We start from the raw sequence: 21,265 nt of genomic DNA, 5'->3' as shown, positions 1-21,265 counted from the left end.
CGGACAGGGTAGTCGCCGCCGGGGACACGGCGGGCCGCGCGCCCGGCCGCGGCCCGGCCGGCGGGCTACCGGACCTGGACCGCCGCGGCCGTCAGCTCCGACGCGAGGCCCGCGTCCACCCGGCCGCGCAGCGCGGTGCCGTGCGGCGTGTGCTCCTCGGCGTCGATCTCGCCCGTCTCGTGCACCCGGTGCACCAGGTCGCCGCGGTCGTACGGGATCACCACGTCGACGGTCACGCCCGGGCGCGGCAGCTGGTCCGCGATGACGGCCTGCAGCGCGTCGACGCCCTCGCCGGTGTGCGCCGAGACGACGACCGCCCCGTGCTCCCGCGACCGCAGCCGCGCCAGCGCCTCGGGCTCCGCGAGGTCGGCCTTGTTCAGGACGATGATCTCGGGCACGTCCATGGCGCCCGGGATGTCCGCGAACACGTGCCGCACGGCGGCGATCTGCCCCTCGGGGTCCGGGTGCGACGCGTCCACGACGTGCAGGACGAGGTCGGCGTCCGCGACCTCCTCCAGGGTGGACCGGAACGCCTCGACGAGCTGGTGCGGCAGGTTCCGCACGAACCCGACGGTGTCCGCGAGCGTGTACACGCGGCCGTCCGCGGCCTGCGCGCGCCGGACGGTCGGGTCCAGGGTGGCGAACAGCGCGTTCTCCACCAGCACGCCGGCGTCGGTCAGGCGGTTGAGCAGCGAGGACTTGCCGGCGTTGGTGTACCCGGCGATCGCGACGGACGGGATCGCGTTCTTCTTCCGCGACGCCCGCTTGGTCTGCCGGGCCGGCTCCATCGCGGCGATCTCGCGGCGGAGCTTCGCCATCCGGTTGCGGATGCGCCGGCGGTCCAGCTCGATCTTCGTCTCACCGGGACCGCGGGAGCCCATGCCCGCACCGGCGCCGCCGACCTGGCCACCGGCCTGCCGGGACATCGACTCGCCCCAGCCGCGCAGGCGCGGGAGCAGGTACTCGAGCTGCGCGAGCTCCACCTGCGCCTTGCCCTCCCGGGACTTGGCGTGCTGGGCGAAGATGTCGAGGATCAGCGCCGTCCGGTCGACGACCTTGACCTTGACCACGTCCTCCAGCGCGCGGCGCTGGGACGGGGCGAGCTCGCCGTCGACGACCACGGTGTCCGCGCCGACCGCCGCGACGACGCCCGCGAGCTCGGCGGCCTTGCCGGAGCCGAGGTACGTGCCCGGGTCCGGGGTGTGCCGGCGCTGCAGCAGGCCGTCGAGCACCTCGGAGCCGGCGGTCTCCGCCAGCGCCGCGAGCTCGCGCAGCGAGATCTCCGCGGACTCCTGGGTGCCGGAGCCCCAGAGCCCGACCAGCACGACGCGCTCGAGGCGCAGCTGCCGGTACTCGACCTCGGTGACGTCCTGGAGCTCGGTGGACAGGTTCGCGACCCGGCGCAGCGACGTGCGCTCCTCCAGGTCGAGCTGCTCGCCGTCGTGGGCCGTGTGGACGGTCGCGCCCTCGTGGACCGCGGTGCCCGCCCGCGCGAGCACGCGTGCCACGACGTCGTCGGCGACCCGCTGGGCGTCGCGCTCGGCCTGCTGCGCGTCCACGGCGGTCTCCTGGGCGTCCTGCTCGCGCGTCGTGGGGTTCTGGGGGTCGTTCACGCGGTTCCTTCGCGGTCGGGGATCGGGCGGTCCGTCGTCGGCGCCCGCGTACCAGTGTCGCGCGCCGGGAGGGCCGACGCGAGGCAATTCGCCACCGGCGGACGCCCGGTAGGGTCGCGGTCGTGACCGGCACCGAGCACTACTTCACCGCCGAGCCCGCGTCCCCCGACGAGCGCCGCACGCGCACCGTGCACCTCGCGGGCCGCGACGTCACGGTCGAGACCGCGGGCGGGGTGTTCTCCCCCGACCACCTGGACGCCGGCACCGACGTGCTGCTGCGGCACGTGCCCGACCCGCCGCGCGACGGCGACCTGCTCGACCTCGGCTGCGGCTGGGGGCCCGTCGCGCTCAGCCTCGGGCTGCTCGCCCCGCACGCGCGCGTCTGGGCCGTCGACGTCAACGAGCGCGCGCTGGACCTCACCCGGCGGAACGCGGCCGGGCTCGGGCTGGACGGGCTGCGCGCGGTGCGCCCCGAGGACGTGCCGGACGACGTGCGGTTCGCCGCGATCTGGTCGAACCCGCCGATCCGGGTGGGCAAGGAGACGCTGCACGCGATGCTGCGGCAGTGGCTGCGCCGGCTGGTGCCGGGCGGCGAGGCGTACCTGGTGGTGGCGAAGAACCTCGGGTCCGACTCGCTGCTGCGGTGGCTAGCCGACGAGCTCGCGGGGGTCGCCGCCGTCGACCGGGTGGCGACGGCGCGGGGGTTCCGGGTGCTGCGGGTGGTCGCCGCGGGCTGAGGCGCGCTGCGCCGGCTCAGGGGCGCGCGAGCGCTGCGACGGCCGCCCGGGCCTGCGCGAGGCTCGGCACGCCGGTGGCGCGCGCGACCGGGACGCCCGCCGCGTCGAGCACGACGACCGTCGGGGTCTCGGTGACGGCGAACCGGGCGGCCAGGTCGGCGCGGTCGGCGACGTCCACCTCGACGTGCGCGACGCCGTCCCCGGTCGCCACCACGCGCTCCAGCACGCGACGGGTCGCCCGGCACGGCGCGCAGAACCCCGAGGACAGCTGCACGAACGTCGCGGCGGCCCCCAGGGGCGCGCCGAGGGCGGCGGCGTCGAGCGGCAGGGCGTCGGTGGTCACGCCAGGTCGAACGCCGGGGCGGGCCGCGGGTGTTCCCCGGCCGGTCAGCCCGCGAGCGCGGTGGGGTCGACGTCGAGGTCCGCGACGAGCACCGCCGGGCCGGCGAGCTCGACGTGCCCGTCCGCGAGGACGCTCACCCGCACGGTCCCGCCCGGCACGTCCACGAGCCACACGTCCGGCGCCTGCGGGCCGGCCCACGCGCGGACCGCGAGCGCCGCGGCGCACGCGCCGGTCCCGCACGAGCGGGTCTCCCCCACGCCGCGCTCGTGCACCCGCATCCGCACCCGGCCCAGCGCCGCGCCGTCGGCGTCGCGCTCCTCGCCGAGCGGCACGACCAGCTCGACGTTCGTGCCGTGCGGCGGCACCGGCTCGACGGCCGGGGCGCGCGTGAGGTCGGCGGCGTCGAGCTCCGCCTCGCCCGCGAGCGCCAGGACCGTGTGCGGGTTGCCGAGGTCGACACTGAGCGCCGGGCGCGGCACGTCCAGGCCGGCGACGGCCACCTGCGCGTCGAACCCGTCCGCTGCCGCCTGCTCCCCGCCCGGCAGGAACCAGGTGCCCATGTCGACGGCGTACCAGAGCTCGCCCGCGGGCCCCTCGACCTCGCGCACCCGGCGCACGCCCGCGCGGGTGCCGAGCACGAGCTCGCCGTCGGCGGGGTCCCACAGGCCGAGCGACCGCGCGTACGCGGCGACCACGCGGACGCCGTTGCCGCACATCTCCGCGATCGAGCCGTCCGCGTTCCGGTAGTCCATGAACCACGTCGCCGCGGCGTCCTCCGCCAGCACGGCCGCGCCCTCCGGCAGGTCGGCGCTCGCCACGAGGCGGATCACCCCGTCGCCGCCGATGCCCGCGCGACGGTCGGCCAGCGCCCGGACCAGGTCCGCACCGAGGTCGACGCCGGTGCGGCCGTCCAGCAGCACGAAGTCGTTCTGGGTGCCGTGCCCCTTGGTGGCGTGCAGCGTGCGCGCGGCGGTCTCGGGGGCGACGGGGGCGGTCATGACCCCAGACTACGGCGCGGAGCCGGGTCGTCCGTGGCGAGGCCGAGGGCCCCGGCGTCGGCGTCCGCCACCAGCGCGAGAGCCCGGTCCACGAGGTCCGGGTCGCGCGCGTCCAGCCAGTGCACCCGCGGGTCCCGGCCGAACCAGCCCATCTGCTTGCGCGCCAGCCGGCGGGTCCCCGCGACCACCTGCGCGCGGGCCTCGTCCTCCGTGAGCCCGCCCCGGAGCATCGCGAGCACCTCCGCGTACCCGACCGCGCGCGACGCCGTCCGCCCGATCCGGTCCCGCAGGCCGCGGACCTCCTCGACCAGCCCGGCCGCCCACATCCGGTCCACCCGGGCCAGCACCCGCTCGTCCAGCACCGCCCGGTCGCAGTCCAGGCCGATCTGCACGGCCGGGACCGCGTAGTCGTGCCCCGGCAGGTTCGCGGAGTACGGCCGGCCGGTCAGCGCGATGACCTCCAGCGCCCGCACGATGCGCCGGGCGTTCCGGGGGCCGATGCCCTCGGCCGCGACCGGGTCCAGCCGCTCGAGCTCCGCGTGCAGGGCCCGCGCACCCTCCGCCTCGACCCGCTCCTCCAGCCGCGCGCGGACCTCCGCGTCGGTGCCCGGGAACTCGATGCGGTCGAGCAGCGCGCGCACGTACAGGCCGGACCCGCCGACGACGACCGGCCGGTGCCTGCGCGCGGCGATGCCGGCCACCGCCGCGCGGGCGTCCGCCTGGTACGAGGCCACCGAGGCGTCCTCGTCCGGCTCGAGCACGTCGAGCAGGTGGTGCGGCACCCCGCGGCGCTCCGGGACGGTGAGCTTGGCGGTGCCGATGTCCAGGCCGCGGTAGAGCTGCAGCGCGTCGGCGTTCACCACCTCGCCCCCCAGGTGCTCGGCCAGGGCCACGCCCAGGTCGGACTTGCCGGTCGCGGTCGGGCCGACGACGGCGACGACGAGGGTCAACGGGTCTCCTCGGGGTGGTTCTCGGGTCGGGCCGGCAGCCACGCGGTCACGCAGTGCGGGGCGCCGGCGACGACGGCGGGGACGTGCGCGGCGACGCGGACCGGTTCATCGCCCAGGGCGGCGAGCGCCGCGGACCACGGCGCCCACCCGGACACCGCGAGCGCGGCGGCGTCCCGCGGGCCGAGCGCGACCAGCGCCGACGCGAGCGCGGCCGGGCCGCCGGCCAGGCCGGCGAGCAGCGCGGCGTCCACCTCGGCGGCGCGGGGGTCCTCCGCCAGCGGAGCGTCGACGCCCTGCCGGGCGCTGGGCGACCCGACGACCACGAGCAGCGCGGCACCCGGCGGGAGCACCGGGACCTCGGCGGCCGCGCGCGGCACCTCGACCACGTCCACCGGGGCCGACACGGCGGCGGCGCGCAGCAGCACGAGCGCGACGGAGGCGGGGACGTCGGCGCGCGCGGCGGGGCGGTCGGGCCCGGACGGCGCGGCGAGGCCGGTGGCGCCGAGCCCGGTCGCGACCGGGTGGGCGATCGTGCGGGCCCGGCGCGCGGGGGCGACGACCAGCACGGGCCCGTCGGTGACGCCGGACGCCTCCCGGACCGCGGCGACGGCCGCCTCGCGCAGCGCGGCCGCGGGGTCCGCCCGGCCGGCCGCCCCGGGGACGAGCAGGGCGGTGTCGGGCAGGAACACCACGGCCGGACTCACCCTCCGACGGTATCCCGCCGCGCCCGCTCCCCGGACACCCGCGCGGGCTCCGACCCCGACGCCGGCGCCGGCGCACCAGGCTCGCCGACATCGGCACGTCCCGCCGAGATCGGTCCGTCCGGCGACCGATCTCGGCGCGGACCACCGATCTCGCCGCTGCCCACCCGACGACGCGCTGCCCAACCGACGACGCGCTGAGCACAGGGCACCGGGGCGCGGGCGCACCGGCGGCCGGTCCCGGCGGGGGCAGGGCCCCACGGGGTCAGGACGTGAGGGTGCGGGCCAGGTCGTCGGCGCGGGCCTCCTGCCCCGAGCGGCGCAGGACGTCGACCAGCGCGTTCGCCACCTCGCCGTGCGGGTCCCGCCGGCGGGCCGCGGCGAAGCCCTCCATCGCGGACTCCAGGTTCCACACGGCCTCGTCCACGTGCCCCAGCTGGTCGTGCAGCCGCCCGGCCAGCCAGAACGCGTGCGCGGCGTCCGCGAGCGCCCCGAGGCCGGCGTACGCCTCGGCGGCCCGCTGCGCGCGCTCGGCACCAGCGCCGTCCCGCTCGGGGCCACCCAGGGTCGCGAGCAGCCGGGCGGCGGCGTCGTCGAGGTCGGCGGAGGCGCGGCGGACGGCGCCCTGCTCCCGTGCGGCGAGCGCCGGGTCGAGGTCGTCGGCGGGCACCGGTGCGGCGCCGAGCGCGGCCAGCAGCCGGTCCGCCTCGGCCAGCACGACCTCGGCGTCCCCGGTGACGGCGGCGGCCGCGGCCCACGCGACGACCACCGGCGCGGCGACCGTCGGCGCGACGGCGCCGGCCCGCAGCCGGGCGACCGCGGCGGCGTACCCGGAGGCGGCGCCGTCGTCGTCCCCGAGCACCTGGGCGCAGTGCGCCGCCTCGGCGTACGCGAAGCCCGACTCGACCAGCAGTCCGGCGCCCTCGGCGGCGACGGCGGCGTCCAGGTACGCCCCGGCGGCGGCCTCCTGGTCGCCCGCGGCCGCGAGCCGCTCGGCCTCGGCGAGCAGCGCGTCCGGCGTCACGGGCGGTGCGGCGTGCGAGGCGGCGGGCGCCGCGGGCGCGGGCGCCGCCCCGGAAGGCCGGTCCAGCCCTCGCGGCAGCACGTCCAGGTCCAGCACCTCGTCCGCGGGCCGGGTCCGCCACGCCCGGGCGACCGACTCGGCCTCCGCGGTCGTCCCGTTCCGGGCGTCGAACTGCGCGGCGAGCGTCTCGGCCTGCGCCCGCAGCCAGTCGTCCAGCTCCGCGACGGTGGCGGCGGGCACGGTCGCGAGCCGCAGCGAACGGTCCCCGTGGGCGTCCCGCAGCACGTGGGTCGCGGCACCGACCAGCCGGGCGAAGGCCAGCCGGGAGTAGGGCGTGTCCCCGCCCGTGAGGTACTGCTGGTCGGCCTCGATCGCGCGCAGCGCCCGGTCGACCTGCCCGCCGCGGGCCAGCAGCCGGATGCGCCGGCCGCGGGCGCCGACCATGTCGGACTCCGCCTCCGCGAGCGCGGCGACGGCCCGCCGGTGGGTGCGCGCGGCGTCCCGGGGCCGTCCGGTCTCCAGGTAGGCCTCGGCGAGGTAGGACAGCATGTCGGCGGGCTCGGAGGCGCACGACGGGTCCTGGGCGAGGGTCTGCTCGATGAGCCGGATCCCCTCGTCGACGCGGTCGGTCGCCAGCAGCCAGGCGGCGCGGTCGCCGGGGTCGCACGCCTCGCACTGCGAGTACGCGTCCCGCGGGGTGGCGACCCACGCCTGGTAGGCCGCCTCGGCGTCCGCGGCGCCGCGCTGCCGGGCCCAGGCGAACCGCTCGTAGGCGACGGCGTCCATCCCGTTGCCGGCCAGGGCGTACCGCCGCTCCATGTCGGCGAGCGTGCGGTCGATCTGCTCGGCCGGCACCGTCGGGAAGTCCGCGAGGCCGCTGACCATCCACTTGAACGACCAGAACAGGCTGTGCCGGTCCGCGTCGTCGAACTGCTCGGGGTGCTCGTCCCACCAGCGCAGCAGCCGGGCGAACGCGACGAACGACCGGTCGACCTCCCCGCCCCACTGGTACGCCTCGACGAGCGTGCCGAGCGCGTACGCCCGGGCGGCGTCGGGGCCCTCGGCGTCCACGAGCCGCACCTGCCGCTCGGCGGCCTGGGTGCGCGCGAGCCCGTACGGCATCTGCCGTACCCGGGTGATCTCCTGGTTCGCCTCGTCCAGCGTGCGGCTCATCTCCGGGTCCCCTCGTCAGCGCGAGCGCAGCGAGTGGTGGCGTGGGGTGTGATCACGCCTGCTCCTCCCCGGCCGGTCCCCCGGCCGCGTCGTCGTGGGTGCCCCCGGCCAGCCCGGCGCGCAGCAGCACCGCCAGGGAGCCGGACATCAGCTCGGCGTCCCGCGCCCGCAGCGGCTCGCCCGCGAGCAGCAGCGCCGAGACGTACAGCGACCGCAGGCCGGCGGCCGCGACCTCGCCGGGCGGCGCGCCCAGCAGGTCCCGCACCAGCGGGTTCGCGTCGTTGAGGACGAGCTGCCGCGCGGCGGCGGGCGCGGCGAACCCGGCGAGCACGTCGCTCCACACGTCGTCGGCGGCGGCCATCGCGGCGCGCAGGTCGCGCTGGTGCTCGCCGTCCCGGTCGTGCAGGAGGACGGCGGGCAGGTCGGCGGGCTCGAACGTGCGCAGCAGCGGCTCGCAGTCCAGCGGGCGCAGAACGTCCCCGGCGGCGCGCACGGCGTCGAGGGTGGCCAGCTCGCGCTCGGGGGCGACCGGCGCGAGCACCTGGGCGATGTCCCCGGCGCCGAGCGGGCGGACCTCGACCCCGAGCCGGGACCGCGCGCCGAGCCGGGCCAGCAGGTCGGCGTCGTACACGTACCCGGCGTTCACCACCGCGACGCCCTGGGCGCGGGCCACGGGCGCGATCCGCTTGTAGTCCTCGAGGGTCGGCGCGTACACGACCCGGCCGTGCTCGGCCGCCACCTCGGCGAGGGTCAGCGTCCCGTCGGTGGTCTCGTACGGCAGGATCCGCGCGGCCAGGTCGAGCATCGTGTCGTCGGTCAGCGCCAGCGAGCGCACCGCGAGGTGGTGCGTCGCCACGAACTGCCGGGCCAGCGCGGTGCCGGACTCCAGGGTGCGCAGCGTCCAGGCGCGCACCTGGGCGGCGAGCGCCTCCTGCGTGGCCAGCAGCACCTCGTCGGTGTAGAGCTGCTCGCGGGAGGCGGTGGGACGCAGGCCGGACGCGTCGATCGCGCAGCGCACGAAGAACGCCCAGTCCGGCAGCAGCCCCTCGACCCGCGCGCCGAGCAGCATCCGCTTGAGGGACACGCGGTGCGTCCCGCCGCCGCCGGGCGGCACCGCGGCGGGCAGCAGGAACGCCACGCCCGTGACCCCGGCGAGCGGCACCTCCAGGTCGAGGTGCGCGAGCGGGGTGAACCCGAAGGTCTCCTCGCAGTACCGGGTCAGCGCCCGGGTGCGCTCGGCCTCGTCGGCGTGCGTCCGCGCCCACGGCAGGTCGGGGGCGGTGACGCGGCGCCAGACGTGCCCGGGCCGGGGCGAGCCGTCGGCGGGCCAGGGCGCGTCGGATGCCGGCGCGTGGGGCACCGGCCCGACCCCCAGCGGCACCTCCACCGCCACGTCCACCGGCAGCAGCGACCCGAACTCCGCCGCGAGCGCCGCGACGGTCTCCCCCGCGAGCCAGTGCTCCAGGTCCCGCCGGGGCCGCAGCCGCACGGTGCTGCCGGGCGCGACGTCGGCGCCCGGCAGCTCCACGAGGTCGTAGGACCCGTCGGCGCGCCCGGTCCACCGCACGGCGGGCGCGCCCGGGTCGCGGGCGGACCGGGACACGAGCTCGATCTCGTCCGCGACCATGAACGCCGACAGCAGGCCGATGCCGAACTGCCCGAGGAACTCCTCGCGCCCCAGCCCGAGGTCCAGGTCGCGCTTCGACGACCGCCCGACGGTCGCGAGCAGCTCCTCCGCCTCGGCGCGGGTCAGCCCGATCCCGGAGTCGACGACCGCGAGCGAGCCGTCCGGGAGCGGGCGCAGCCGCACCGTCGCCGGGCAGCCGGGGTCGGCCGCCCGGCGCGCGGTGATGGCGTCGACGCCGTTCTGCAGCAGCTCGCGCAGGTAGACGCGCGGCCCGGAGTACAGGTGCCGGGCGAGCAGGTCGACCACGCCGTGCAGGTCGACCTGGAACGCCCGGCCGGCGGGGTCCGTCATCGGCGGTGCGTCACTCGCTCTCGTACTCGGCCTTGGCGAGCGCGGCCTCGGCCGGGTACGCCTCGTCCAGCTGCTCGAACAGGCTGAGCGCCGTCGTGATGCCGCACGCGAGGTGCAGGTCGATCTGCTGGTCGGTCACGCCGTGCTCGTAGTCGACCGTGTGCTCGGCGTACACGCCCACGACGTCGTCCTCGGCGCGCACGTAGCCCTTCGGCCACAGCTTCTCGGAGTTCCAGGTGTTCACGAGGTCCACCACGCGGGCGTACTGGTCGAGGCCGACCTTCCGGTTCCACCGGCCGCGCACCTGCAGGTACTCCTGCTGGCCGCCGATCCGGAAGAAGTAGAAGAGGTGCCCGTCCCAGTACCCGCCGATGTCGCCGTCGTCGTCGACGCCGTACTTCATGTCGCGCGCGTCCAGCACGGCGGTGATCCGCTCGTGCGACAGCGGCTCGGGTCCGGCCGCGGCGCCCGCGGCGTCCGGCTTGGTGAAGAAGCCCATGTCCGTCCTCGTCCTCGGTGCGGGCGGCGGGCGCCCGCACGGCTGGCATCCGTGCAGGTGACGGCGCCGTGGCGGCGCGCGTCGGGGTCGAGCCTAAGCCCCCGCGCCGACACCGTGGCCGGTCCGGGGCACCGACCCGTGCGCCCGCACGCCCGCCCTGGCGCCGCGCGCGCCCGCGGGTAGGGTTGGCGCATGGGTCTGTTCCGGAACCGTCGCCCACGCCGCGGAGCCGACCGCCCCGCGCGCGGCCACGAGACCGGACCGGTGCCCGCGAACCCCGGTCGCGCGGGCCTGCGCGGCGGCAGCGACGGCGCGGTGACCGTCGACGACGGCCGCCCCACCCCCCTGTCGGCCGACCGGATCGTGCGCTGGTTCGAGCGCAACGACTTCCACTACTTCACCGACGACGACGGCGACCTCGGCGGCCTGTGGCGCGGCCGGCTGTTCTACTTCTTCCTGTTCGGCGACGACAAGGAGATCCTCCAGGTCCGCGGGCAGTGGAACCGGGAGATCGCGATCGAGCGCCTCGAGGAGGTGCTCGACGCCTGCGCGGAGTGGAACGCCGAGCGCATCTGGCCGAAGGCGTACGTGCGGGTGCGGGACAACGGCATGGTGCACGTCGTCGCGGAGGTGTCGACCGACCTCGAGCACGGGGCGACCGACGCGCAGCTCAGCCAGATCCTGTTCTGCGGGCTGTCCACGTCGAGCACGTTCTTCGACGCGATCGACGAGCTGTACCCCGACCCCGCGGCGGTGGCCCCGTGACCGAGCCCCGCACCCCCGGCTGGCTGTCCCGGGTGCTCGCCACCCGGTCCGCCGCGGCGACGCCCGAGCGCCGGGTCCCGCTGCAGGCCCGCCCGACGCCCCTCACCCGGGACCGGGTGGCGTCGGCGCTGTCGTCGCGCGGCTACCACTACCGGGTGGACGAGGACGGCGACCTCACCGGCGTCTGGAACGACTCCCGGTTCTGGTTCCTGCTGCTCGGCGAGCAGCACGAGATCCTGCAGGTCCGCGGGCGCTGGCACCGCCAGCTCCCGGTCGACAGCCGCCGGGCCGTGACGCTCGCGCTGAACGACTGGAACCGCGAGCGCATCTGGCCGAAGCTCTACCTCCGCGAGGAGGAGGGCCAGATCGCCGTGTACAGCGAGGTGTCCACCGACCTGGAGCACGGGGTGACGGCCGAGCAGCTCGACCAGCTCATCTCCTGCGGGCTGGGCACCGGCGTGCAGAGCTTCGCGTCGTTCGACACGCTGCTGCCGCCGACGGTCTGAGCGCGCGTCAGCGCCCGATCGTCGGCAGGCCCAGCAGCACGGGCGCGCCCGCCCCGGCGCCGCCGCCCGTGCCGCACGCGTCGCCCGACCCGCCGTGCGCGTGGTCGTCCTGGCCCGACTGCCGGCGCTCCCACGCGTCGCCCGCGCGGGTCCGGCGGACGGCGAACGACCCGCCCTGCACCGCGGAGTCCGCGACCAGGTGGTGCGGCGCGGCGTGCGTGACGTCGACGGTGACGAGGTCGCCCGGGCGCGGCGCGTCGGCCGCGGCGAGCCCCGCGGGCAGCGCGAGGTGCACGAGCCGGTTGTCGGCGGCGCGGCCGGACAGGCGGTGCGTCGCACCGTCCTTGCGCCCCTCGCCCTCGGCGAGCAGCACCTCGACCGTGCGGCCGACCTGGGTGCGCATCTCCTCCAGCGCGATCCGGTCCTGCAGCGCCACCAGGCGCTCGTACCGCTCCTGCACGACCGCCTTCGGCAGCTGGTCCGGCAGGTCGGCGGCGGGCGTCCCGGGGCGCGGCGAGTACTGGAACGTGAACGCCGACGAGAACCGCGAGGCCTCGACCACCCGGAGCGTCTCGGCGAAGTCCTCCTCGGTCTCCCCGGGGAACCCGACGATGATGTCGGTGGTGATCGCCGCGTGCGGCATCCGCGCGCGCACCCGGTCGAGGATGCCCAGGAACTTCTCGGAGCGGTACGACCGGCGCATCGCGCGCAGGATGCGGTCCGAGCCGGACTGCAGCGGCATGTGCAGGCTGGGCATCACCGCCGGCGTCTCGGCCATCGCGGCGATGACGTCGTCGGTGAACGCGGCCGGGTGCGGGGAGGTGAACCGCAGGCGCTCCAGGCCGGGCGTGGCGCCGGCGGCGCGCAGCAGCTTCGCGAACGCGCCGCGGTCCCCGAACTCGACGCCGTACGAGTTGACGTTCTGGCCGAGCAGCGTGACCTCGATGGCGCCCTGGTCGACGAGGGCGGCCACCTCGGCCAGCACGTCGCCCGGCCGGCGGTCCCGCTCCTTGCCGCGCAGGTGCGGCACGATGCAGAAGGTGCAGGTGTTGTTGCAGCCGACGCTGATCGAGACCCAGCCCGCGTAGACCGACTCGCGGCGGGTCGGCAGCGTCGAGGGGAAGACCTTCAGCGACTCCTCGATCTCGACCTCGGCGGCCTGGTTGTGCCGCGCGCGCTCCAGCAGCACCGGCAACACGTCGAGGTTGTGCGTGCCGAACACGACGTCCACCCAGGGCGCCCGCTCGACGATGCCGGACCGGTCCTTCTGCGCGAGGCAGCCGCCGACGGCGATCTGCATGCCCGGACGCGCGCGCTTGGCGCCCGCGAGCCGGCCGAGGTTGCCGTACAGCCGGTCGGCCGCATTCTCCCGGACCGCGCAGGTGTTGATGACGATGACGTCGGCCTCCTCGGCCGCCGCGGCCTCGGGCGTCGCCGCCACGTACCCGGCCTGCTCGAGCATGCCCGCCATGTGCTCGGAGTCGTGCACGTTCATCTGGCAGCCGAGCGTCTTCACCAGGTAGGTGCGCGGGGCCGCGCCCGCCGCGGTGCCGAGGGCGTCGGGGGCGGCGAGGACGGGGGGCGTGGTCGTCGTGCTCATCGCGGACAAGGGTACGTCCGCGATCTCCCGCCCCCCGTCGGCGACGGCCCGCCGACGCCGACATGACTCCGCCGTTACCCTTCTGTGACGCGAAGGGGTGGCGCCTGTCACATTCGCCCCTTACGTTCCAGAGATGGCACAGCCCGAGCCCGCCCCGGCGCCCGCAGCCCCGCGCCCCGCGCACGGCGGCCAGCCGCTCGTCGTCCTGGAGCACGTCAACAAGCACTTCGGCGACCTGCACGTGCTGCGGGACATCGACCTGACGGTGCGCCGCGGCGAGGTCGTCGTCGTCATCGGGCCGTCCGGCAGCGGCAAGTCGACGCTGTGCCGGACGATCAACCGGCTGGAGACCATCGAGTCCGGCACGATCACCGTCGACGGGCAGCCGCTGCCCGCCGAGGGGCGGGAGCTCGCGAAGCTGCGGGCCGACGTCGGCATGGTGTTCCAGTCCTTCAACCTGTTCGCCCACCGCACCGTGCTGCAGAACGTCACGCTCGGGCTGCGCAAGGTGCGCCGGCTCGGCGCCGGCCCCGCGAAGGAGCGGGCGATGGCGCTGCTCGAGCGGGTCGGCGTCGCGAACCAGGCCGACAAGCTGCCCGCGCAGCTGTCCGGCGGGCAGCAGCAGCGCGTCGCGATCGCCCGCGCCCTGGCCATGGAGCCCAAGGTCATGCTGTTCGACGAGCCGACCTCGGCGCTCGACCCCGAGATGATCAACGAGGTCCTCGACGTCATGGTGGCGCTCGCCGGCGAGGGCATGACGATGGTCGTGGTGACCCACGAGATGGGGTTCGCCCGCCGCGCCGCCGACCGCGTCGTCTTCATGGACGGCGGCGCCGTCGTCGAGGAGGCCGACCCCGAGACCTTCTTCACCGCCCCGCGCAGCGACCGCGCGCGGGACTTCCTGTCCAAGATCCTCACCCACTGACGCGAGACCGGACCGACACGACACGACACCGACCGACACGCGACGCTAGGAGAGCCCGATGAGAACCCGCACCGCAGGACCGATCGCCCTCACCGCCGCCGCCGTCCTCGCCCTCGCCGCGTGCGGCGGATCCGACGACACCGGGGACGAGACCACCCCCGAGGTCTCCGACGTCGCGGCCGGCGACTTCCCCGAGGGCTCGACGATGGCGGAGCTGGCCGAGGCCGGCTCGATCACCATCGGCACCAAGTTCGACCAGCCGCTGTTCGGCCTGGTCGGGCCCGACGGCAACCCGGAGGGCTTCGACGTCGAGATCGGCAAGATCATCGCGGGGGCGCTCGGCATCCCCGAGGACGGCATCACCTGGACCGAGACCATCTCCGCGAACCGCGAGTCGTTCATCGACTCCGGCCAGGTCGACATCGTCATCGCCACCTACACGATCAACGACGAGCGCAAGAAGGTCGTGTCGTTCGCGGGCCCGTACTACGAGGCCGGCCAGTCGATCCTCACGCTCGCGGACAACGAGGACATCCAGGGCCCCGACGACCTCGCGGGCAAGAAGGTCTGCACCGTCTCCGGCTCGACGCCCGAGGCGAACCTCCTGGAGAACTTCCCCGACACCGAGGTCGTGCCGTTCGGCGCGTACTCAGACTGCCTCGAGCCGCTGCGCGGCGGCCAGGTCGACGCGATGAGCACGGACAACGTCATCCTCGCCGGCTTCGCGGCCGACGACCCGACGTTCGAGGTCCGCGGCGAGCCGTTCACCGAGGAGCCGTACGGCATCGGCCTCGCGCTCGACGACACCGACTTCCGGATGTGGATCAACGACGTCCTGGAGGCCTCGTTCGAGGACGGCACCTGGACCGAGGCGTGGGAGGCGACGGCCGGCACGGTGCTGCCGACGCCCGAGCCGCCCACCGTCGACCGGTACTGACGCCCGCCGTCGCGCGGCGCCGCGCGTCCCCGCCCGGGGCGCGCGGCGCCGCACCGTCCGAGTCCGTGGAGGACCCTGCGTGGACCTGATCGCCGACAACCTGCCGGCCTACCTGAGCGGCTTCCGCGTCACCCTGCAGCTCACCGCCATCTCCGGGGCGATCGCCCTGGCGGCGGGGACGGTGCTCGCCGCGATGCGGGTCTCGCCCGTGGCGACGCTGCGCGGAATCGCCGTCGTGTGGGTCGAGGTCCTGCGGAACACGCCGCTCACGCTGGTGTTCTTCTTCCTCGTGTTCGTGGCGCCGCAGTTCGGCGTCCTGCCGCCGCTCGGGTTCTGGACCGCGGTGCTCGCGCTGTCGGCGTACACGTCGGGGTTCGTGTGCGAGGCGGTCCGGTCCGGCATCAACGGCGTCCCCGTCGGCCAGGCCGAGGCGGCCCGCGCCATCGGGCTCACGTTCGGGCAGACGCTCGGGCTCGTCGTCCTGCCGCAGGCCGTGCGTTCCGTGGTGCCGCCCCTGATCAACGTGCTGATCGCGCTGACGAAGAACACGTCGGTCGCCGCCGGCTTCGCGGTCGTGGAGCTGCTCGCGTCCGGCCGGCGCATCGCCCTCGCCAACCCCAGCGAGAGCATCATGGCGCTCGTCAGCGTCGCGCTGTTCTACCTGGTCATCACGATCCCGGCGGGGTACCTCGCCGGGATCCTCGAGCGGAAGGTGGCGTTCGCGCGATGACCTCCGTCCTCTACGACGAGCCCGGACCGGTCGCCCGCCGCCGGGAGCGGATCGGGTCGGTGTTCGGCGGCCTGCTGATCGTCGTCCTGCTGGCCCTGGCCTTCCGGTACGCCGACCAGCGCGGCCTGTTCGGCGCCGACCGCTGGGACGTGCTGTACGACCCGCCGAAGAACCAGACCGCCGAGGCCGTCTGGACCTCGATGGTCGTCAAGGGCCTCGGGGCCACGCTGCGGGCCGCGGTCGTCGCCGCCCCGCTCGCGCTGCTGCTCGGCCTGCTGCTCGCGGTCTGGCGCACCACGCGGGTCCGGTGGCTGCGCGCGCCGGCGACCGTCGTCATCGAGCTGTTCCGCGGCCTGCCCGTGCTGCTCATGATGCTGTTCGCGCTGCTCGGGTTCGGGTGGGACGCGTTCGCGGCGGTCGTGTTCGGGCTCGTCGTCTACAACATGGCGATCATCGCGGAGATCCTGCGGGCCGGTCTGGCGTCGCTGCCGCGCGGGCAGGCGGAGGCCGCGTACGCCATCGGCCTGTCGCGGACCCAGACGCTGCTGCTCGTGCTGCTCCCCCAGGCCGTCCGCACCATGCTGCCGAGCCTGATCGCGCAGCTCGTCGTCCTGCTCAAGGACTCGTCGCTCGGGTTCATCGTCGGCTACCCCGAGCTGCTCAAGGCCATGCAGAACAACGCGCAGTACTTCGGCAACAAGTACTACGTGGCGCTGTTCCTCATGGGCGCGGGGATCTACCTGGTCGTCAACATCTCGCTGACCCGGCTCGCCGTGTGGTTGCAGGGGCGCAGCACCCGGACGTCCGGGCGGGCCGCTCGGGACGCGACGGTGGTGCCCGGGGCGCCGGGCGGGGCCGGCGGGTTCGCCGCCGGCCCCGGGGGCGGCGGGCCCGTCTGACCGGCCGGGCAGGTCAGCCCGCGGTGGCGCTCGCCCGGACCTCGCGGACCACCGTGACGGTGATCTCGCCCGGGTAGGACAGGTCCTGCTCGATGTGCCGCGCGATCTCGACGGCCAGCCGGTTGACCTCGGTGTCCGCCACCTGCGACGGCTCGACGACCACGCGCATCTCGCGCCCCGCCGCCATCGCCAGCGCGCGTCGCACCCCGGCGTGCCCGGCGACCAGCTCCTCGAGCTTCTCCAGCCGCTCGACGTGCTGCTCGACGTCCTCGCGGCGGGCGCCCGGCCGGGCGGCGGACATCGCGTCCGCGACCTGCACCAGCACCGCCTCGACCGTCTCCGCCGGGACCTCGTCGTGGTGCGCGGCGATCGCGTTCACCACCGCCGGCGACTCCCCGTGCCGCGCCGCCAGCGCCGCCCCGACCGCGGCGTGCGTGCCGGGGACCTCGCCGGTCAGGGCCTTGCCCAGGTCGTGCAGCAGAGCACCGCGCCGGGCGACCTCGACGTCCGCGCCGAGCTCCGCCGCGACCTGCGCGGCCAGCAGCGCCGACTCGACCACGTGGTCCAGCACGTCCTGCCCGAACGACGTCCGCACCCGCAGCCGCCCGAGCACCCGCACGAGCGCGGGGTCCAGGCCGCGGACGCCCGCGCGCTCGGCAGCCGCGTGCCCCGCCTCGTCGGCGCGGTCGTCCGCCCCCGCCACCGCCTCCGCGTACGCCGCCTCGATCCGCTGCGGGTTGATCCGGCCGTCCGCCATCAGCGCGTCCAGCGCCACCCGGGCGACCTCGCGGCGCTCCGCGTCGAAGCAGGACAGCACCACGGCGTCGGGCGTCTCGTCCACCAGCACGTTCACGCCGGTCAGCGCCTCGAACAGCCGGATGTTCCGGCCCTCCTTGCCGATGATCCGGCCCTTCATCTCGTCCGACGGCAGCGGCAGCAGGGTCAGGCTGCTGTGGCTGCTCGTCGCGACGGCCGTCCGCTGCGCCGCGGTCGCCAGCACCCGCCGGGCGCGTGCCTCCGCCGTCCGCCGGGCCTGCGCCTCGATGCGGCGCACCGAGGCCGTCGCCGCCGCCTGCGCCTCCGCGGTCAGCCGGCGCAGCAGCTCCGCGCGCGCCTCCTCCGCGGTCAGGCCCGACGCCGCCTCCAGCCGCTCGACCGCCTCGCGCTGCGCCTCGGCGAGCCGCTCCCCCGCGGTGCGCTCGGCGTCCGCCACGGTCGCCGCCGCCGTCCGCTCGGCCGCCGCGACCCGCTCCGCCGCCGCGGTCGCCGCCTCCGCGGCCTGCTCGGCGGCCTGCCGGCGGAGCTCCGCCGCCGCGTCCTGCGCCGCGCGCGCCTCCCGCTCCCGCTCGGCCGCGGACCGCTCCGCGGCGGCGGCGTTCACGTCACGCTCCGCGGCGCGCGCCTCCCGCCGCTGGGCGTCGGCCAGCGCCTGGCGGGCCTCGTCGCGGATCGACTGCACGTCCTCGCCGGCCTGCCGACGCACGGCCGCCGCCTCGCGCCGGGCGAGCAGCACGAGGATCAGGGCGACGAGGCACGCCGCGAGCAGGCCGACGATGATCGCCACGTCCTGCATGCGGTCACGCTCCTCGTCCGGGGTTCGGGCCGGCCCTGGGTGCGGACCGGGGTGCTGGGGGTCGCGGCGCGGTGCTCCGAGGGCCGGCCCGGGGCCGGGCGGCGGCCGGGCGACCGGCGACGCGACCGGGCCATTCTCCACCAGCGGCGACGCCCGCGGGCCCACGTCCCGCGTCGCGGCCGTGCCGCGCGCGGGACGCGAGGGCAGCGGCCGGGCGTCCGGAACCGCGCGAACGTCCGACTGCTGCCTTCGCGTCCGCCCGCACGAGCCGCTCGGACGGACGGACGACTCTCATGCTCCGTCCCCTCCGGACGCCGGACGCCGGGCGCCGGCCGCCGTGCGCGTCGAGGTTGCAGCAGATGCGGGCATCGGTGCGCGGAACCCGACGTCTTCTGCATCCTCGACGTCGGACGTGCGGACGCGCGGACGCGCGGACGCGCGGACCTGCGGCCAGGCGGACGTCGAGGTGGCAGGATCCGCGTCCCGCCGGGATCGCCGCACAGGCGGATCCTGCAGTCTCGGTGACTACGCCGTCGGGAGACGTGGCGATCACGAGCCCGCGGCACAGCCCTGATCGACCGCCGCGTGGTGCGGATCGCCGCTCCCGGTCGGGAGCGCCGAGTCGAGCCGCCGAACCCCCCGGGCAGACCGGGGTCGGCCCCCGACGCAGCCGACCGTCGGCCGGCATCCGCGAGGATCAGTCGCCGTCCTCGGCCGCGCCCTCCGCGGCGAGCTCCTCGCGGACGACGCGCGACACGAGCGAGCCGCCGTAGCCCTTGCGACCGAGGGCGCCGTACGCGCGGCGCAGCCGGACGTCCCGGTCGAGCCCTCGGGTCGCGGCGAGCTTCTTGCGCGCGAGCGCGCGGGCCGCCTGCTCCTCGTCCTCGTCGTCGACCTGCTCCAGGGCCTCGCGGGCGATCTCGTGGTCGACCCCCTTGCGCCGGAGCTCCTGCGCGAGGGCGCGGCGGGAGAGCTTGCGCTCGGCGTGCCGGCTGCGGACCAGGATCTCCGCGTACGCCGCGTCGTCGACGAGCCCGACCTCGGTGAACCGGTCGAGCACGCGCTCGGCGACGGCCTCGGGGACGTCCCGCCGGGCCATCGCCTCGGCGAGCTGCGCCCTGCTGCGGGGCGCCGCGGTGAGCTGCCGCAGCGCGATCGCGCGGGCGACGGACTCGGGGTCGGGCTCGGCGTCCGACGCGGCGGCGCCCGATCGGGGCGGCTCGGCGGCCGGGGCGCGTCGGCCGCCCCGCGCGCGCGACCCTCGTCCGGCACCCGACCGGCCGACGGATCGGCGAGGGGCGGTCGGTTCCAGGTCGTCGTCCGGCGCGCGGTCGTCGCCCGGCACGAGGTCGTCGGCCGGGACGAGGCCGTCGGCCGGCACGAGGTCGCCACCGGCGGAGCCCGCCAGGGCATCGGGAACCGGCCCTGCAGCACCCGACCCGCGCCGCGCCACGATCTCGGCGAGCCGCGCCGCGACCGCCGCGACCTCGCCGGACCCGGCCACCTCGGGCCTGCTCGTCCCGGACCCGGTCACCCCGGGCCCGGCCACCCCGGACCGGAGCGTCTCGGACCGGCCCGTCCCCGACCCGCCTGTCTCGGACCCGTCTGTCTCGGACCCGCCTGTCCCCGACCCGCCTGTCCCGGACCCGCCTGTCTCGAACCCGGTCGTCCCGGTCGCGCCGCCCGCGCCCGCGCGTCCCCGTGGCGCGCGCCCCGGCTCGCCGTTCGCTCCGTCGTCCGGGGTCTCAGGGCGCGCGGCACCACGCCCGCGTGTCCGCGACGGCGACCGCGCCGCCCGTCCCGCCCGGACGGACGAGCGCCCCGCCCGCACCGAGTCGGTCGCTTCGTCCCCGGCGTCCTCCAGCCAGGCCGACGCCGGGGCAGGCGCGTCGTCGTCCCAGACGCCCGACGCTGCGGCCGCCGGCGACTCCCACGCGCCTCCCGGCCCCGCGGCGTCATCGGCCCACGCCGGCTCCGCTGCGCCCGCCCGGTCGTCGTCCCACGCCCCCGAGCCGGCGTCGGAGAGGTCCTCCCACGCCGACCCGGACGCGTCGTCGTCGGGGTCGAGCCACGCCGGGTCCCGGCCCGCCGGGCCGCCGGCCGTCGAACCGCCGCCGGCCCGGGGTCCGTCGACCAGGTCGTGCTCGGCCGGCATCAGAAGTCGACCTTCACCTCCGCGCCCGCGGGCGCGTCGACCTTCGCGCCGATGCCGAGCTTCTCGAGGATCTTCTTCTCGATCTCGGCCGCGAGGTCCGGGTTGTCGCGCAGGAAGCCACGGGCGTTCTCCTTGCCCTGGCCGAGCTGGTCGCCCTCGTAGGTGAACCAGGAGCCGGACTTGCGGATGAACCCGTGCTCGACGCCCATGTCGATGAGGCCGCCCTCGCGGGAGATGCCGACGCCGTACAGGATGTCGAACTCGGCCTGCTTGAACGGCGGGGCCATCTTGTTCTTGACGACCTTCACGCGGGTGCGGTTGCCGACGGCGTCCGAACCCTCCTTGAGGGTCTCGATGCGGCGGATGTCCATGCGCACGGACGCGTAGAACTTGAGCGCCTTGCCACCGGTGGTGGTCTCCGGCGAGCCGAAGAACACGCCGATCTTCTCGCGCAGCTGGTTGATGAAGATCGCGGTGGTGCCGGACGCGTTGAGCGCACCGGTGATCTTGCGCAGCGCCTGGGACATGAGGCGGGCCTGGAGGCCGACGTGGCTGTCACCCATCTCGCCCTCGATCTCGGCCTTGGGCACGAGCGCCGCGACGGAGTCGATGACGATGATGTCGATCGCGCCGGAGCGGATCAGCATGTCCATGATCTCGAGCGCCTGCTCGCCGGTGTCCGGCTGGGACACGAGCAGCGCGTCGGTGTCGACGCCGAGCTTCTTGGCGTAGTCCGGGTCGAGGGCGTGCTCGGCGTCGATGAACGCCGCGATACCGCCCTGCCGCTGCGCGTTCGCGACGGCGTGCAGCGCGACGGTCGTCTTGCCGGAGGACTCCGGGCCATAGATCTCGACGATGCGGCCCTTGGGCAGGCCGCCGATGCCGAGCGCGACGTCGAGCGCGACGGAGCCGGTGGGGATCACCTCGACGGGGGCACGCCCGTCGTCGCCGAGGCGCATGATCGAGCCCTTGCCGAACTGGCGGTCGATCTGGCTGAGTGCGGCCTCGAGGGCCTTCTCGCGGTCCTGGGGAGCGGGCATGTCACACCTCGTCGTTCTCGAGCAGCGTCGCGCTGCGCTTACGGGGGCTGGTCCTTGATGTCGTGCAGTGACGCTATGCCCGACCACCGACATGCACCCCGCGGCCGTCCACAACCCGC

At 76.2% G+C, this 21,265-nt stretch carries 19 protein-coding genes; 7 read left to right on the top strand and 12 right to left on the bottom strand.

What is annotated here, in order from left to right; translation table 11 throughout:
* Positions 1 to 65: 65 nt before the first annotated feature.
* On the bottom strand, positions 66 to 1,613 hold the full coding sequence (hflX, locus tag HNR08_RS15660; protein ID WP_146833464.1) for a GTPase HflX: 1,548 nt from the start codon (positions 1,611 to 1,613) through the stop codon (positions 66 to 68).
* A gap of 122 nt (positions 1,614 to 1,735) precedes the next feature.
* Here hflX and HNR08_RS15655 point away from each other — a divergent pair, with 122 nt between their 5' ends.
* The gene (locus tag HNR08_RS15655) at positions 1,736 to 2,350 is read left to right on the top strand and encodes a class I SAM-dependent methyltransferase (protein WP_146833467.1); all 615 of its coding nucleotides are present in this window, start codon (positions 1,736 to 1,738) and stop codon (positions 2,348 to 2,350) included.
* A gap of 16 nt (positions 2,351 to 2,366) precedes the next feature.
* Here HNR08_RS15655 and HNR08_RS15650 read toward each other — a convergent pair whose 3' ends face one another.
* From HNR08_RS15650 to HNR08_RS15620, 7 genes are all read right to left on the bottom strand, one after another.
* Complete coding sequence (locus tag HNR08_RS15650; RefSeq protein ID WP_246802916.1) at positions 2,367 to 2,693, bottom strand: thioredoxin family protein; 327 nt, start codon at positions 2,691 to 2,693, stop codon at positions 2,367 to 2,369.
* A 44-nt stretch (positions 2,694 to 2,737) separates the two neighbouring features.
* Positions 2,738 to 3,691 (bottom strand): diaminopimelate epimerase, encoded by a 954-nt coding sequence (gene dapF / locus HNR08_RS15645; protein WP_146833470.1) that lies wholly within the window; start codon positions 3,689 to 3,691, stop codon positions 2,738 to 2,740.
* On the bottom strand, positions 3,688 to 4,641 hold the full coding sequence (miaA, locus tag HNR08_RS15640) for a tRNA (adenosine(37)-N6)-dimethylallyltransferase MiaA (protein WP_146833473.1): 954 nt from the start codon (positions 4,639 to 4,641) through the stop codon (positions 3,688 to 3,690). Before miaA ends, dapF begins: the two co-directional genes overlap by 4 nt.
* Positions 4,638 to 5,345 carry a hypothetical protein gene (locus HNR08_RS15635; RefSeq protein WP_146833476.1) on the bottom strand — a complete coding sequence of 236 codons (708 nt, stop codon included), beginning with the start codon at positions 5,343 to 5,345 and terminating at the stop codon, positions 4,638 to 4,640. Before HNR08_RS15635 ends, miaA begins: the two co-directional genes overlap by 4 nt.
* Before the next feature lie 262 nt (positions 5,346 to 5,607).
* The gene (locus tag HNR08_RS15630; RefSeq protein WP_146833479.1) at positions 5,608 to 7,539 is read right to left on the bottom strand and encodes a hypothetical protein; all 1,932 of its coding nucleotides are present in this window, start codon (positions 7,537 to 7,539) and stop codon (positions 5,608 to 5,610) included.
* 52 nt (positions 7,540 to 7,591) lie between these two features.
* On the bottom strand, positions 7,592 to 9,517 hold the full coding sequence (locus HNR08_RS15625) for an HSP90 family protein (RefSeq protein ID WP_146833482.1): 1,926 nt from the start codon (positions 9,515 to 9,517) through the stop codon (positions 7,592 to 7,594).
* Positions 9,518 to 9,527: 10 nt separating this feature from the next.
* A complete protein-coding gene (locus tag HNR08_RS15620; RefSeq protein ID WP_146833485.1) occupies positions 9,528 to 10,016 on the bottom strand; it encodes a type III secretion system chaperone family protein in 489 nt (162 codons plus the stop codon).
* Positions 10,017 to 10,208: 192 nt separating this feature from the next.
* On the opposite strand from HNR08_RS15620, the gene HNR08_RS15615 reads away from it, so the two are divergent.
* Together HNR08_RS15615 and HNR08_RS15610 are read left to right on the top strand one after the other, a co-directional pair.
* Entirely contained in the window at positions 10,209 to 10,781 is a 573-nt protein-coding gene (locus HNR08_RS15615; protein WP_146833488.1) for a type III secretion system chaperone family protein, read from the top strand.
* Complete coding sequence (locus HNR08_RS15610; RefSeq protein ID WP_146833491.1) at positions 10,778 to 11,287, top strand: type III secretion system chaperone family protein; 510 nt, start codon at positions 10,778 to 10,780, stop codon at positions 11,285 to 11,287. Before HNR08_RS15615 ends, HNR08_RS15610 begins: the two co-directional genes overlap by 4 nt.
* 7 nt (positions 11,288 to 11,294) lie before the next feature.
* Here HNR08_RS15610 and miaB read toward each other — a convergent pair whose 3' ends face one another.
* Positions 11,295 to 12,887: a tRNA (N6-isopentenyl adenosine(37)-C2)-methylthiotransferase MiaB gene (gene miaB, locus HNR08_RS15605; RefSeq protein ID WP_146833494.1), complete on the bottom strand. Its 1,593-nt coding sequence runs from the start codon at positions 12,885 to 12,887 to the stop codon at positions 11,295 to 11,297.
* A 133-nt stretch (positions 12,888 to 13,020) separates the two neighbouring features.
* Here miaB and HNR08_RS15600 point away from each other — a divergent pair, with 133 nt between their 5' ends.
* From HNR08_RS15600 to HNR08_RS15585, 4 genes are all read left to right on the top strand, one after another.
* Positions 13,021 to 13,812: an amino acid ABC transporter ATP-binding protein gene (locus tag HNR08_RS15600; protein ID WP_146833497.1), complete on the top strand. Its 792-nt coding sequence runs from the start codon at positions 13,021 to 13,023 to the stop codon at positions 13,810 to 13,812.
* Positions 13,813 to 13,870: 58 nt separating this feature from the next.
* Complete coding sequence (locus HNR08_RS15595; protein WP_146833500.1) at positions 13,871 to 14,749, top strand: glutamate ABC transporter substrate-binding protein; 879 nt, start codon at positions 13,871 to 13,873, stop codon at positions 14,747 to 14,749.
* A gap of 79 nt (positions 14,750 to 14,828) precedes the next feature.
* Complete coding sequence (locus HNR08_RS15590) at positions 14,829 to 15,479, top strand: amino acid ABC transporter permease (RefSeq protein WP_146833503.1); 651 nt, start codon at positions 14,829 to 14,831, stop codon at positions 15,477 to 15,479.
* Positions 15,476 to 16,378, top strand: a complete 903-nt coding sequence (locus tag HNR08_RS15585; RefSeq protein ID WP_146833506.1) for an amino acid ABC transporter permease — start codon at positions 15,476 to 15,478, stop codon at positions 16,376 to 16,378. Before HNR08_RS15590 ends, HNR08_RS15585 begins: the two co-directional genes overlap by 4 nt.
* 13 nt (positions 16,379 to 16,391) lie before the next feature.
* On the opposite strand, the gene rny is transcribed toward HNR08_RS15585, so the two are convergent.
* From rny to recA, 3 genes are all read right to left on the bottom strand, one after another.
* On the bottom strand, positions 16,392 to 17,951 hold the full coding sequence (rny, locus tag HNR08_RS15580) for a ribonuclease Y (RefSeq protein ID WP_146833509.1): 1,560 nt from the start codon (positions 17,949 to 17,951) through the stop codon (positions 16,392 to 16,394).
* 697 nt (positions 17,952 to 18,648) lie between these two features.
* On the bottom strand, positions 18,649 to 19,455 hold the full coding sequence (locus HNR08_RS15575; protein WP_307724239.1) for a regulatory protein RecX: 807 nt from the start codon (positions 19,453 to 19,455) through the stop codon (positions 18,649 to 18,651).
* Positions 19,456 to 20,105: 650 nt separating this feature from the next.
* Entirely contained in the window at positions 20,106 to 21,146 is a 1,041-nt protein-coding gene (gene recA / locus HNR08_RS15570; RefSeq protein ID WP_146833512.1) for a recombinase RecA, read from the bottom strand.
* Between the last annotated feature and the right edge of the window lie 119 nt (positions 21,147 to 21,265).

Source organism: Cellulomonas hominis, from assembly GCF_014201095.1.
In the GTDB taxonomy this organism is placed as follows: Bacteria; Actinomycetota; Actinomycetes; order Actinomycetales; family Cellulomonadaceae; genus Cellulomonas; species Cellulomonas hominis.
Note: the sequence above shows the minus strand (reverse complement) of the source record. Positions and strands in the feature narration are given on the sequence as shown.